Annotated in this window: 11 protein-coding genes and 1 pseudogene; 6 read left to right on the top strand and 6 right to left on the bottom strand. The window is 70.2% G+C overall.

Annotated elements, in window-relative coordinates:
• Positions 1-12 precede the first annotated feature (12 nt).
• The 3 genes from ACFU6I_RS08690 to ACFU6I_RS08680 all read left to right on the top strand — a co-directional run bounded on the left by ACFU6I_RS08690 (position 13) and on the right by ACFU6I_RS08680 (position 2,535).
• On the top strand, positions 13-756 hold the full coding sequence (locus ACFU6I_RS08690; RefSeq protein WP_384363109.1) for a TetR/AcrR family transcriptional regulator: 744 nt from the start codon (positions 13-15) through the stop codon (positions 754-756).
• 101 nt (positions 757-857) lie between these two features.
• The gene (locus tag ACFU6I_RS08685) at positions 858-1,094 is read left to right on the top strand and encodes a hypothetical protein (RefSeq protein WP_384363107.1); all 237 of its coding nucleotides are present in this window, start codon (positions 858-860) and stop codon (positions 1,092-1,094) included.
• Positions 1,095-1,140: 46 nt separating this feature from the next.
• Positions 1,141-2,535, top strand: a complete 1,395-nt coding sequence (locus ACFU6I_RS08680; RefSeq protein WP_384363105.1) for an NAD(P)/FAD-dependent oxidoreductase — start codon at positions 1,141-1,143, stop codon at positions 2,533-2,535.
• Between the two features lie 191 nt (positions 2,536-2,726).
• Here ACFU6I_RS08680 and rox read toward each other — a convergent pair whose 3' ends face one another.
• The 4 genes and pseudogenes from rox to ACFU6I_RS08660 all read right to left on the bottom strand — a co-directional run bounded on the left by rox (position 2,727) and on the right by ACFU6I_RS08660 (position 7,625).
• Positions 2,727-4,157 carry a rifampin monooxygenase gene (rox, locus tag ACFU6I_RS08675; protein WP_384363103.1) on the bottom strand — a complete coding sequence of 477 codons (1,431 nt, stop codon included), beginning with the start codon at positions 4,155-4,157 and terminating at the stop codon, positions 2,727-2,729.
• Positions 4,158-4,644: 487 nt separating this feature from the next.
• Positions 4,645-4,827, bottom strand: coding sequence for a DUF6480 family protein (locus tag ACFU6I_RS08670; protein ID WP_345515775.1), 183 nt, complete (start codon positions 4,825-4,827; stop codon positions 4,645-4,647).
• Between the two features lie 1,515 nt (positions 4,828-6,342).
• A pseudogene (locus ACFU6I_RS08665) lies at positions 6,343-6,550 on the bottom strand (aldo/keto reductase); the annotation flags it as partial.
• A 118-nt stretch (positions 6,551-6,668) separates the two neighbouring features.
• Positions 6,669-7,625: a hypothetical protein gene (locus ACFU6I_RS08660; protein ID WP_384363101.1), complete on the bottom strand. Its 957-nt coding sequence runs from the start codon at positions 7,623-7,625 to the stop codon at positions 6,669-6,671.
• A gap of 509 nt (positions 7,626-8,134) precedes the next feature.
• Between ACFU6I_RS08660 and ACFU6I_RS08655 the strand changes: the two genes are divergently transcribed.
• Positions 8,135-8,743 (top strand): NIPSNAP family protein, encoded by a 609-nt coding sequence (locus tag ACFU6I_RS08655; protein ID WP_384363099.1) that lies wholly within the window; start codon positions 8,135-8,137, stop codon positions 8,741-8,743.
• 432 nt (positions 8,744-9,175) lie between these two features.
• On the opposite strand, the gene ACFU6I_RS08650 is transcribed toward ACFU6I_RS08655, so the two are convergent.
• Positions 9,176-9,721, bottom strand: coding sequence for a lamin tail domain-containing protein (locus ACFU6I_RS08650; protein ID WP_384363097.1), 546 nt, complete (start codon positions 9,719-9,721; stop codon positions 9,176-9,178).
• A 500-nt stretch (positions 9,722-10,221) separates the two neighbouring features.
• Between ACFU6I_RS08650 and ACFU6I_RS08645 the strand changes: the two genes are divergently transcribed.
• Positions 10,222-11,208, top strand: coding sequence for an NAD-dependent epimerase/dehydratase family protein (locus ACFU6I_RS08645; RefSeq protein WP_384363095.1), 987 nt, complete (start codon positions 10,222-10,224; stop codon positions 11,206-11,208).
• Between the two features lie 515 nt (positions 11,209-11,723).
• On the top strand, positions 11,724-11,933 hold the full coding sequence (locus ACFU6I_RS08640; RefSeq protein ID WP_384363093.1) for a hypothetical protein: 210 nt from the start codon (positions 11,724-11,726) through the stop codon (positions 11,931-11,933).
• 63 nt (positions 11,934-11,996) lie between these two features.
• On the opposite strand, the gene ACFU6I_RS08635 is transcribed toward ACFU6I_RS08640, so the two are convergent.
• Positions 11,997-12,476 (bottom strand): HIT family protein, encoded by a 480-nt coding sequence (locus ACFU6I_RS08635; RefSeq protein WP_384363091.1) that lies wholly within the window; start codon positions 12,474-12,476, stop codon positions 11,997-11,999.
• Between the last annotated feature and the right edge of the window lie 720 nt (positions 12,477-13,196).

Raw genomic sequence — 13,196 nt, 5'->3', positions numbered from 1 at the left:
TAAGGTCGCCGCATGGTCGAACGTGTGGTTCCCGAGAGCGGGCGGCGCAGGCGCAGGCCGACCAAGCAGGGTGCCGTCCTCTCCGAACGGATGATCGTCGAGACCGCGCTGCGTCTGGTCTCGCAGCACGGTGCGGAGGCACTTTCGGTACGGCGGCTCGGTGCCGCACTGGGCGCCGATCCCAGCGCCATCTATCGGTATTTCCGCAACACCGACGCACTGCTGCTCTCTCTCGCCGACGAGCTCATCGGCCGCGCACAGGAGGGCTGGGAGCCCACCGGCGACTGGCGTGCCGACCTCCGTGCGATCGGTCTGCGGATTCATGCCTCCTACCGGTCCAACCCGCAGGCCGCCCTTCTGGCGGCGCACCGCACGACCGGGCGCGCCCACGAGACCCGGGCCGTTGAGACGATCCTCGGTGTCCTGCGCTCGGTGAACTTTCCGGACCCTCTCGCGGTGCGGATGTACCACGCCTTCGTCGACCAGGCCCTCGCCTTCGCGGCCCAGGACGCCGCTGCTCTCGCCCTTCCGCGGGCCGCCCACGAAGCGGACGCGGAGGTCTGGCACGCGGTGTACGGCAAACTGCCGGCCGCCACGCACCCGAACATCGCAGCGACCCTGCCCCTGCTCGCCGACGACATGCGCGGCAGTGGCTATCCCTTCGCTCTGGAACTGATGCTCGATGCGATGGCGGCCCGGCTGCCCGCCGCAGGCGTTCCGGCGGACGGCTCCGGGGACCGTCACGCCCGGGCTTGACGGCCCGCGGGCCGGCGTGGCCGAGCTCCGGGAGGCGTGGCCACGACGTTCCCCCACGGCTCGTCGGGGCCGGATCCGGTCACCTGCAGAGCGGCTTATGGGTGGCCCCCGGACGGGTCGATGTCGCCCCTCTGGACGCGGAGTTGGGGCTCGGGGACCGTATCGGGGCCTCCCACGGTGAGGCAGCCGCATCCTTCGAGGCCGGGCGGCTGCTGCGTACCGCCTTCGACGTCGACGCGATCGCCGAGAGGGCCGTGCTTTCCTGGCCCGGTGGGGCGACGGCGGGAGACGCTTATGTCAACACCATTGACCTTGATGTCTCGCGGGCGGTCTCATAGCGGCACTTCGGAGGCCTGTACCTCCGCGATCCGAAGGAGTCCGCCCATGAACCACCTCGCCTCGCTCCGGGACGCCGCACCGACCCCGTTCTGGCTCGACGACCCCGGTCGGCCGCAGTCCGGACCCGCCCTCGTCGGCGACACGACCTGCGACCTGCTGGTGGTCGGCGGCGGGTACACCGGGCTGTGGACCGCCCTCGTCGCCAAGGAGCGCGATCCGTCCACCGATGTGGTGCTCATCGAGGCGGACGAGGCCGGCGGCGCCGCATCCGGCCGCAACGGCGGATTCTGCGAATCCAGCCTCACCCACGGACTGCACAACGGACTCCAGCGCTGGCCCGAGGAGATCGGCCTCCTGGAACGGCTCGGTCGCGAGAACCTCCAGGCCATCGAGGAAGCCGTGGAACGCCACGGCATCGACTGCTCCTGGGAGCGCACGGGCTCCTTGATCGTGGCCACCGAGCCGTATCAGGTCGACGGCCTGAAGGAAGAGGCCGAGGCCCTCACCCGCTACGGCGGCAAGCCGGTGCTGCTCGACGCCGAGGCCGTCCGGGCCGAGATCGACTCGCCGACATTCCTCGGCGGCCTGTGGAACAAGGACGACGTGGCCATGGTCAACCCGGCCCGGCTCGCCTGGGGGCTCAAGCGCGCCTGCCTCGACCTCGGCGTCCGTATCCACGAGCACACACCCGCCACCTCGCTCGACGAGCGCGGCGTCGGGATCACGGTTCGTACTCCCTACGGCCGGATCGGCGCCCGGCGCGTCGCCCTGGCCACCAACGCCTACCCCTCCTTGCTCCGACGCCACCGCCCGTACACCGTCCCCGTGTACGACTACGCCCTCATGACCGAGCCACTGACCGAACAGCAGCTCGCCTCCGTCGGCTGGCGCAATCGGCAGGGCTTCGCGGACAGCGCCAACCAGTTCCACTACGTCAGGCTCTCCGCGGACAACCGCATCCTGTGGGGCGGCTACGACGCCGTCTACCGCTACGGCGGCCGGGTTCGCGCCGAGCACGACCAGCGGCCCGAGACCTTCGCCACCCTCGCCCGGCACTTCTTCACGACCTTTCCGCAGTTGGACGGGGTCCGTTTCACCCATGCCTGGGGCGGTGCCATCGACACATCCACCCGTTTCTGCGTGTTCTTCGACACGAGTCACCACGGGAAGGTCGCCTACGCGGCCGGGTTCACGGGCCTCGGCGTCGGCGCCACCCGGTTCGGTGCCGAGGTCATGCTCGACCTTCTGGCGGGCGAACGCACCGCGCGGACCGAGCTCCAGCTCGTCCGCCGCAAGCCGCTTCCGTTCCCGCCGGAGCCGGTCCGAGCAGCGGGAATCGGCATCACCAAGTGGTCGATGGCGCGCGCCGACCGCAACGAGGGCCGGCGCAACCTCTGGCTCAGGACGCTCGACCGCTTCGGCCTCGGCTTCGACAGCTGACGCCGGGCCGTTCGCATCTCGCCGTACTCGACATCGGTGGTGCCAACCAAGAGGGCCCGTTCGGTGAGCTCCGCGGGGACTGCCCCGCGCCCATGCGGCCGCCACCACCCCAGGCATCGGGACCGGGTGTCACGGACCGCGCCTGACCCGGCCGGAGACACGTCCCGCCTTTTCGAGCCACGCCTGCGCGCTCAGCCGGCGGCGGCAGTGCCGAACCACTTGGGCAGCCGGCCGAGCAACTCCTCCTGGTCTTCACCGACCCACGCCACATGACCGTCCGGCCGCAGCAGCGCCGCGGGCACGTCCAGTTCCTCGCTGACGTCGACGACGTGGTCGACCCGATCCGCCCAGCCCGCCACCGAGAGCCGGCCCGTCTGGTCGAGCAGCAGTCCGCGGCCGCTGTGCATCAGCTTGTAGAGGCGCCCCCGCTTCAGCTCCACGTCCCGCAGCCGCTTGCCGAGGAGTTCGTGGCCCTCACCGAAGTCGTAGCGGACCCCGATCGCAGTGATCTTCTCGATCAGGTACCGGTTCACCTCCTCGAAGTCCATCAGCTCCGACATCAGCCGGCGCACTGCCCGGGGACCCGGCTCGGTGGACATCAACTGCATTTGCGCGCGGGTGTTGTCCAGCACGTCGGCGGCCACCGGGTGCCGTTCGGCGTGGTAGCTGTCAAGGAGACCCTCGGGCGCCCAGCCGCCCACCGCGGCAGCCAGTTTCCAGCCGAGGTTGAACGCGTCCTGGACACCGAGGTTGAGGCCCTGCCCGCCGGTCGGCGGGTGGATGTGCGCCGCGTCGCCGGCCAGCAGCACCCGGTCGACCCGGTAGCGCTCGGCCTGCCGGGTGGCGTTTCCGAAGCGGGAGAGCCAGCGCGGTGCGTGCACGCCGAAGTCGGTGCCGGCGTACACCCGCAGCTGCTGCTTGAACTCATCGAGGGTCGGCGCGGTCGTACGGTCCTCGGCCACCCCCTCGGCGGGCACGATGACGCGGTACGTACCGTCGCCCTGGGGCATGACGCCGAACCGCGTCTGGGTCTTGCGGACTTCGGCCACCACGGCGGCCAGCTCCTCCGGCGAAGCGGTCAGCTGCATCTCGCCCAGCAGCGTCTCGACCGTGGAGGGCTCACCGGGAAACCCGATGCCGAGGAGCTTGCGCACCGTGCTGCGGCCGCCGTCGCAGCCGACGAGGTAGCGCGAGCGAAGCTGCGTGCCGTCGGCCAGCTCGACGGTCACCCCGTGCTCGTCCTGGCTCAGCCCGACCAGTTCGCAGCTGCGCCGGATCTCGGTGCCGAGTTCGGTGGCGTGCTCGGTCAGCAGGCGTTCGGTGACCTGCTGCGGGATGGCGAGGACGTACGAGTGTGCCGTGTCCAGCCGCTCGGGCCACGCCTGGCCGAGGCCGGCGAAGAAGCCGCCGGCTGTGACCTTCTTGCCGAGCGAGAGGAACCGCTCCAGCAGACCGCGCTGGTCCATCACCTCGACACTGCGCGCGTGCAGGCCCTGCGCACGGGACTGCACGGTCGGCTCCGCCTCCTTGTCCAGCACGAGCACGCGCACGCCGTGCAGCCGCAGCTCGCCGGCCAGCATCAAGCCGGTCGGACCGCCGCCAGAAATGATCACGTCGATCATGAAACCCCCCAGTCAACACATGTGCATTCGGCCGATTGCTCCGCGTAGCCCGGCGGCGCGCACACCCGCACCTCCGTGCCGAGTGCCCGCAACCGCACCTCGAGTCCCACCGACAGTCCGCGTCCGGCGAGACCCACATGCCGACAAAGCGCATGTACTTCGCGAAGCCCTGTTTTCCTCAGGTAATGGCTTCGGTCGGAGATTCTGCAGCACGACCGGGGTCTTGCCGCAAGGCCCCCCATGCGCTATAGGTTGAGAGTGGCAAGGAGTGGGCAACCTCCTTGCCTTTGTCTTGTGTCGCGTCCGTCGAGCCGGTGGGTCCGGTGTCCGACGGACACGCTGCTCCGGCCTTCGCCGCCGGCGGGGACGCCGTCCGGTGGGGGACCGGACAACCGTCGCTGGGACGCCGACTCGCTGCCCGATGCTCACCGCGATCGACGCCGGCCAAGGCCTGGTCCGGTCACCGGCCGGCGCCGAGGCCGGCTGGTCATCCGTATCCGAAGATCCGCGCGATGAAGAACGCGGCAAAGATGACCGATCCCAGCAGAATGAGTCCTGCCCATAGGGCGGGGTGTTCCCAGATGCCTCCGTCCGGGCGTTCCTGGTGGGCTTCGCTGATGGAGCCCTCGGCAGGTGGTGTCTCCCCTGGGGGATTCAGTGATATGGCCATGCCTCCACCCTCTCCTGCGCGCATGCCGTTCGCATGGGGTCCAGGGCAGTGATCCCGCTGTACGCGCGGCCGGGGGAAGGGTGGGCGCAACTCTGCAGACGACAAGGAGCGCGATTCTCCCGCGGTTCGGGCATGGACGGGCCACATCGGCAGGGTCGTCGCCCCGCACGACCAGAGCGACGGACCGCCCATGCCGACCCGTGGTACCCCAGGGCGTGAGGTACCCCGCCCCTGCATCCCCGGACCACGCACGATGCGCTGACCTCAGGGCCGACCGGGCCCGCCGACACACGTGACCCGCTCGGCCGGGCCGGATCCGTCATTCCCGATCCCGGGGCCAGAGCTCGGTCCCTTTCACCCGCTCCATGCAAGGGCCGCGCCACCGCCGGTAGATCTTTGCAGCAGCGTCACAAGGGCTGCGCATCATCTTCGGCGGGTGCCAGTAGCGTTGCTGCCCGCTCGATCCCGCGTGCGAAAGCCCGAGACAGGTCGCCGACATCCCTGGCGGCGCAGCCAGCACAGAAAGATCGCAGATGGACTACTGCTCCGCGTGCCGCCGGTTTCTCAATGGGGCACTCGTGTGTCCGGGGTGCGGCGCATACGCTCCCGACATTGCCCCGCCCGCCCAGCGCCTCCCCGGCGCGGCCGCCGCTGCTGCGACGGCCGGGCAGGCATGGAGCGCGGAGGAGATGCCCCCTCCGGGGTCCTACCTCGGCACTCAGCACTCCGACGCCGAACCGATCGGCAGCGGCGCATTCGGAGACGCGGTGGATGCTTCGGGCGCTGGTTCGATCAGCGGCCACGAAGGCACCGCCTCCACCGGACAGGGCCGGGCGGCTCGGCGTCGGCAGCGGGCACGTTGGAAGAAGAACAAGCGTCGGGCCGCGGCCGCAACGGCCGTTGCCCTTGTCGGTGGCGGCCTGACCGTTGCCGCGCTGCCGTCCACCCGGCCTGCCGGCAGCCACACGCACGCAGCCTCACCGCCGGAGCCGGTGACCGCGGCCACGCCCCGGACAGCGACCACCGACTCGGTATCGGAGCAACCGGACGCCCAGGTTTCGCGGCATCCCGACCCTCACCCACCCACGACAACGAGCCGACAGCGGAGCGCCACCGTTGCCGCGCCTCGCACGGGGACGACGAGCCGGCAGTCGAAGGCCGCCGCCACGGCCCCGTCTCCCGCGATCCCGAGGGCAACGCCGCACACCACACCCGAGTCGGCAGACGCGACGCACGTCGGCAGCGCCGACACCCCGGCCCAGGCTCAGGCCCAGGCCCCGGAGACGACCGCGCCCGCTGCCGCCGAACGCCCCGACGCAGGACCATCGGCTGTGAACCTTCGGCCGATCACGTCGCCGGGTGATCCGACATCCCCGACGCAGATCTGCCTGATCGCTGTGTGTATCGGCTGACCGCCTCGTTGTCGTTGCACGCGGACATCCACTCGCCCTGACGGAATCGCCCACACCCGCGCTTCCGTGACCCGGGGCTGGTGGCGGTCCTGCGTCCGGGCGTTCAGATCCAGGTGGGCATACCCTCCTCGGCGTAGCGGCGTCGAAGCCGTTCATGGGGCAGGATCTCCCTTGCGAAGTCGAGGTCGGCCTCGGTGAGCGTGACGTCCGCGGCGCCGGCGTTCTCCTCGATCCGCGCTGCGGGTGCCGGGGATGGGCACGATGTGCTCGCCCTGAGCGAGCAGCCGTGCCAGGGCCGACTGCGAGACGGATCGCGGAGGTGGGATCGCACGACGAACTGCTCGGCAGGGCCGGGGCGTACGCGGGACCGAAACCGCGACGGAGGAAGTCAGCGACCCCACGACCGCAGCGCGCAGGTGAGAGACCAAGTCAGGGACGGTCGCAGACCGGGTCGTCGATCGCGCTCACGGTGTACGGGGGCTCCCCCGGGGGGTCGTCGTTCTGGCTGTTCACCACGTAGAGCCGGCAGCCGTGACGGGCCAGCGTGGTGGGCAGGTCGAACGGTTCGCCCGTGATCCGGTGGGTCACCGATCCGGTGCGCAGCTCCTCGTCGAGCGAGGCGACGTAGACCCCGCTCGGGGCACCGTAGTTGAGCACCGCGTACAACGTTCGTCCGCGCAGCAGCATGCCGTCGGCACCGAAGGACGCCCCGCCCAGATCCAGTTGGCCTACCTCCCGGGTGGCGACGTCGACCCGCCACACAGCCTCTGTTCCGTTGGAGGCCACCAGCAGGGTTCGCCCCGACCGGTCCGCCACGATGCCGTTCAGCAGCCAGAACTGTGCCGGGAACCGGGGGAAGGCGGAGCGGATGTCGAACCAGGGCTCCAGGGGCCCGAGTTCACCGTCGTGGATCTCGGCGCGGTGCACGACGGGATTGGCCCAGTCCGTGACGTAGACGGCGTCCTCGGTGATCACAAGGTCGTTGAGGTCGGGCGCACCGAGCGGTCCGCTCTGTGCGGTGAGCGTGGCCAGCAGGCGCCCGCGGCGGTCGTGGACGGTCAGCTCGGCGCCTCCGACCGAGAAGACCCGACCCTGGGCGTCGGTGTGCACCCCCAGGGTGCTCGTTCGGTCCTCGACGCCGTCCGCACGGAAGGGGTGCAGGCGGGGGGCGCGGACGTTCCCCCGGTACAGTGCGCCGGTGCCGTCGGAGGACACGTACATCGTGCCGTCGCCGTCGATCGCGATCCCCTCGGGCAAGACCCCTGGGGACCGCGTGATGACATAGGTGCGCGGCAGATCGTGCGCGACAGCCGGGATGGGTTGGGCTGCCAGGCCGGCCAGCAGGACCGAGGCGCCGAGACACAGAAGACGGTTGGTGCCGGGCATCGTTGCGACCTCCGGGTACACATGGGTGGCCCCCGCCGCTCGGGGACGCTCGAGAGCCTGCCCAGGGCACCCCGCGACCGCATGGCCTTTCACGTCTGGGCGAAAGGCCTCACCCCGACCGTCACACCCGCCGATCCTGCACCTGCCGTCGTGCTCCTCGTACGACGTCCCGCTGCTCGGCCGGACCTGCGCCGCGGTCCTCCGAGGTGTGCGCGATCCGGCGACGGCCACCGCGCTCGCCGAACGCGTCGGCGTCTCCCCGGCCTCGGCCGGCACGCCACCGTGCTGCGCAACGCTGGGCCGGTGCCCACGCCCCGGATCGGCACCGCCGTCCTGCACAGCCTCACGCCGCTCGTCCGGGCCCCGCTGGATGGCGAGCTCCGGCCCATGTCGGCCAAGGGCTGTCCGGCTCCGGGCCGGGTGGGCCCCTGCGGTCATGCGTGGGTCGCTTGCTCATGCCGATTTCCACTGACAGGAGATGTCAGTGGAGTGCCGCTAACTTCTCGGCCATGAACGCCATAGTCGAACTCCGGCAGTACACCCTGCACCCGGGCGCCCGGGACACGCTGGTCGACCTCTTCGAGCAGCAGTTCGTCAGAGGTCAGGAGGCGGTCGGTATCACCGTCGGCGGCCGGTTCCGGGACCTGGACGACCCGAACCGCTTCGTCTGGCTGCGCAGCTTCCCGGACATGGCTGCGCGGGCGCGAGCGCTGCACGCCTTCTACTACGGTCCCGTCTGGCAGACCCACCGTGAGGCGGCCAATGCGACCATGCTGAACTCGGACGACGTTCTCCTGCTGCGCGGACCGGGCTTTGCGGCTCCGGACGCCGCGACGCCGGTCGTCGCGACCATCTGCCACCCCTTGGACATGGCCTTCGCCGACCACTTCGAGCAGCACCTGCGACCCCGGCTGACCGCCGCCGGAGCTCCTCCGCAGGCGGTCCACCGCACCGAGCACGCGGAGAACAATTTCCCCGCACTGCCGGTCCGTACCGGTGAGGACGTCATGCTCTGGTTCACGGCGGGGGAGGCAACACCCCTTCCGGACCTCTCGGCCCATCTGAAATCGGCTCCGCAGCAGCTACGGCTGGAGCCCGTCCGGGGGCGGCGGTCCTGAGGGGTGTCCCGTCATTCCTGGTGGATCAGGGGCGGCGGCTTTGTAGGGGGAGTCTGCGGGCGTCCCGGAAGCCCAGGGTCGGCAACCGCTGTCCGGAGCCGTCGACACTCGCTGTCGACTGTGACCGTCGCAGCCGGCCCTCGTCGCGAAGGCGGAGAGCCTTCGCTTTGATCAGGCGACAGTGTCGGCCGGGCACCCCGTGCCTGTCGCGTGCGTGCGTCGTTGAACGTAGCGTGCGCAGTTATGGACCAACCCACAGGATGCGCGGACCAGGGTCGCGGTGCGTGTCCGGTCCGTGCTGCCCCGACGAACCCCTGCCCGCAAGAACACCGGTGAGCGCGCGAGTGGCGTGCCGCCACCCCGGGGCGGGGGATGGCAGCACGCCACTGGTTCCCGAGGAGCGCCCGCGATCAGTGGCGGGCCGGGGTCAGGTCAGCGGCGGTTCCAACGGTCGCCGTAGCGGTGGTCGCGGTCGCGGTGGTCGCCGTAGCGGTGGTCGCGGTCGCGGTCACGGCCCCAGGACTCGGTGTCGACGACCCGACCGTCGTCGTTGCGCAGGGTGGCGCGGTCGGAGTGGTTGCCCCAGACGTAGTTGCTGCGGTCCTGGTAGACATCGGTGCGGGTGTCACGGCCGTAGCCGGTGTGGACCCGGACCGTGGCCTGGCCGGCCAGGCGCAGGTCATCGAAGCGGTATCGGTTGCCGTCCCTGTCCGACAGCGTCCACCCGTCCAGATTCACCGCCCGGCGACCGGTGTTGGTGACCTCGACCCACTCCGCGTTCAGCGAACGGTTGGAGTAGTCGTCACGGCCCGGGCTGTTGTACTGGATGTCACCGAGCACCACCCTGGAGTGCTCCTGGTGGTGACGGCCCCACTGGTGGCCGTCGTCGGCGGACGCCGGCATCGCCGCCACGGCGACGGCGGATCCGGCCGCCAGACCGGTGGCGACGAGACGACGGACGGTACGAGAAGCAGACACTGATGTCCCCTCAAGTCAGAGGCGCCCAGGCCCGGAGAAGGGCCATGCTGCGCGATACGGGTCCCGGCCCAACAAGCCGAGGACCCACACCTTGGAACACCCGCCCCGGCGCCGGCGGAGACTTTGACCCCCGTTACACAATGCGGACATTTCAGTAACTGGCAACTGTAACGGTCACACACCCCGTGTAGGCGTGCCCCTGACATTCACTGGGAGTGGCATCCACCCCGGCCGGGCTCGGTGGCAAGCCCTTTCCGGCCCCTGGCGCACCCCGCCGCTCCGCACCGCACTCCGCCACCAGCACCACGCCAATCGGGTAACAGGCGCAATACTTAATAATTCGGACAGTGGCGCGATGGTCATACACCCACGCGACAGTTCGCCGAGTCGTCGGCAGTGGCAGATCCAGCTGGTGCGGAGTCCGGAGCTCTTCCCGGTGGGCCGCTCCGCTCTCGGCGAAGCAGGGCGCGCAGGCTCAAGGTCTTTGTTTGAGTGGGCCGATGGAGATCTTGGTACTGGGTGGAACGGCATGGGTGGGCCGCGAGGTCTCGCGGCAGGCACTGGAACGCGGGCACCGGGTGACCTGCCTGGCCCGCGGAGAGAGCGGCGAAGTGGCAGGGGGTGCGGCGCTGGTCGCCGCGGACCGGCGCGACCCGTCGGCATACGAAGGGTTGGCGGGCCGGGACTGGGACGCCGTGGTCGAGGTGTCGTGGCAGCCTGGTTTCGTCCGTGGGGCGCTGGCGGCGCTCGGCGAGCGGGCAGGCCACTGGACGTACGTGTCGTCGGTCAGCGCGTACGCCTCTCACGCGGAGCCGGACGCGGACGAGTCGGCGGAACTGCTACCGGCGTCCGAGCGGGACGAGGTCGACCGCGAGGAGTACGGGGAGGCCAAGGTGGCCTGTGAGGAAGCCTCGACGGCCGCGGTGGGCGACCGCCTTCTCATTGCGCGGGCGGGACTGATCGGCGGCCCGGGTGACCACAGCGGCCGCACCGGCTACTGGGTCGGCCGCGCGGCGCGCGACCCGCTGGCGCCGCTGCTGGTGCCGGCTTCCCCGGGCATCCCGACGCAGGCGGTCGACGCGCGGGATCTGGCGGCATGGCTGCTCGACTGTGCGGAGAAGGGGACGACCGGAACGTACAACGCGGTCGGCCCGATCGTACCCTTCGGGGAGTGGGTCGCACTGTCGCGGGAAATCGGCGGGCACACCGGACCGGTGGTGGAGGCCGACCCCGACTGGCTGCTCGGGCAGGAAGTGGGTCAGTTCATGGGCCCGGAGTCGCTCGCGATGTGGATGGCCGACCCGGACTGGGCCGGCTTCAGCGCTCGCAACGGCGCCGCAGCGAGCGCGGCCGGGCTGCGGCACCGGCCCAGGGCCCAACTGCTGGCGGACGCGCTGCGTTGGGAGCGGAAAGAGGGTCTCGACCGACCTCGCCGGGCCGGCCTGAGCACCGAGCGTGAGCGTGCTCTCCTGGACGCGCTGAGGTAGCGGGGCGCGGTGGGCGCGCGCCGCGCGAACTGGGGTGGAGATCCGACGGGTCGCCGGCGTCGGCCGCGTCGGTGATCCGCCGGCCGGCCCCGGTGCGGTCGAGCTGCGCGGGCACGACGGCGGCGCGCGGTGTACGTCGCCCGCATCGGTTCGCAGCGGGTCCCCTTCTGGGATGAGGGCGATGCCGAGGGGACGGCGGAACGTTGGGTGTGCGAGCGCGGCGGCTCGGTGCACGTCGAGAAGATGACGAGCGACGGGTGGATCGGCTCCGTCGGTGATGGGGCCGGCGCGGACAGCGCGCTGAAGTCCGTGCGCACCCAGATGCCGTTTCATGCCTGGGTGTTGGGAGGTGGGGCCGGTTCTGTACGCCCCGGGCGGCTCCGAGGCGAGCATGCCCTCGTGCAGGTAGCGGTAGCCGGTGGCCTGCGAGCCCCCGGCGTCGCGGGCCAGGCAGTGCACACAGCCGCGTTCACGGAACCAGCGCACCACCAGCAGTGCCGGGCGAAACGGCCCCAATGCGCGCGAGCCCTTACCTGCTTGAGCACTTTCTGGAGTACACCGACACCCCCGGAACCGTCGAATCCCTGGCGCCGACGGCTGTTCGGAACTGCCCGCACCGCGATCAGCCCGTCACGATCGTCGCCCTGCTCGCGACGCCGGAAGCCGCCCGCCCCACCATCACCAACCGTGTCTCCGAGGTCGCCCCGCTACGGCGACTTCAATGAGATTCTGCTGACCGTCACCGATGACTGGGCCCACCGACCTGACGGTCGGCGGGCCCGCCGCCGTCAGGCCATCGAGCGCAACTGGTCCAGTTCGCTGCCGATCGCGTCCCGCAGCACATCATGCTGCGGACCGAGCCTGAACTGCTCGTCGCTCCACCGTTCACGCGGATAGAGCCACACGGGAGCACCCACCACATCGGCCGGCTCCCACTCGAACCGCGGCCACACATGGGCATGCAGGAACGGGTCCGTGTTCCCCAGGATCTCCAGATTCACCCGTCGGAAAGCCGGGTCCAGCCGCCGACAGGCCCGCTCAACCGCTTCACCGAGCTGGTCCATGTCGGACAGGAACGACAGCCGTTTCGCCTTCGGCAGGTCGGACAGCCGCTGCACATCCGGTTCATCCACGAGAAGTACCGAGTACCCCGGCAGGAACTGAACGTCCCCGATCACTGCGAACCCCGATGTCAACCGCCGCAAGACGGTGGGGTTCTCACCCCGCAGAGCAGTCCCGATCCGGTCCATTTGCCAATCACCAGTCATGGCCAGAACCTACATGCCGGTGATCAAGGACCGCTCTTGGCTCCCCACCCTCCTCACACAGTTCAAGGGCCGGATAAGCCACACGCAGCAGCGCCTGGTCGGGACCAGACAGTGCGGCAGTCCGCCATCGACGTCGCACAAGCGCACGGCAGGCACGACACCGATTGGCTGAGTCCAGACAGATTCACAGAGGCCTCCCCCTGGCACGTCTGAGGTGCGATTTCTCCGCTGGGGGGTACTCTCGGGGCGCACCTGGGGGAAGGCGTGGCCCGAGAGGCCGCACGCGCGGCTGGCAAGGAGCCAGAAAATTTCGTCGCCCGCCTCACGTCGGCGGAGAACAATGCCGGGTATGGGGACAGACATACACGGGTTCATCGAGTGCCGCTGGGATCGCTGGCTGGACGAGGACGACCGCAGCTGGTTCGGCGCCATCGACCTCGCGCATCTCTACAACGGGCGCTCCTACGTTGCTTTCGGGTCCCTGTTCGGTGTCCGCGACACCACCTCATTCCGCGCCCTCGCCGATCACCGCGGCCTCCCCCATGACGTGTCACAAGAGGTCCTTGCTCACTTCGAGCCCCGGAGTGATGAGCTGCACGGCGAGTCCTGGATCTCCTGGGCGGAGCTAGGGCGCGTATCGAGTCGTGATCAATTTGAGGGATGTTCCTACGTGAGACGGTCCGGTCCGATAGACCGTCTTACGTGACGCGAGTGCAACTG

It is taken from the genome of Streptomyces sp. NPDC057486 (assembly GCF_042802415.1).
GTDB lineage: Bacteria > Actinomycetota > Actinomycetes > Streptomycetales > Streptomycetaceae > Streptomyces > Streptomyces yanii.
This window is presented reverse-complemented; position numbering and strand designations above follow the sequence as displayed.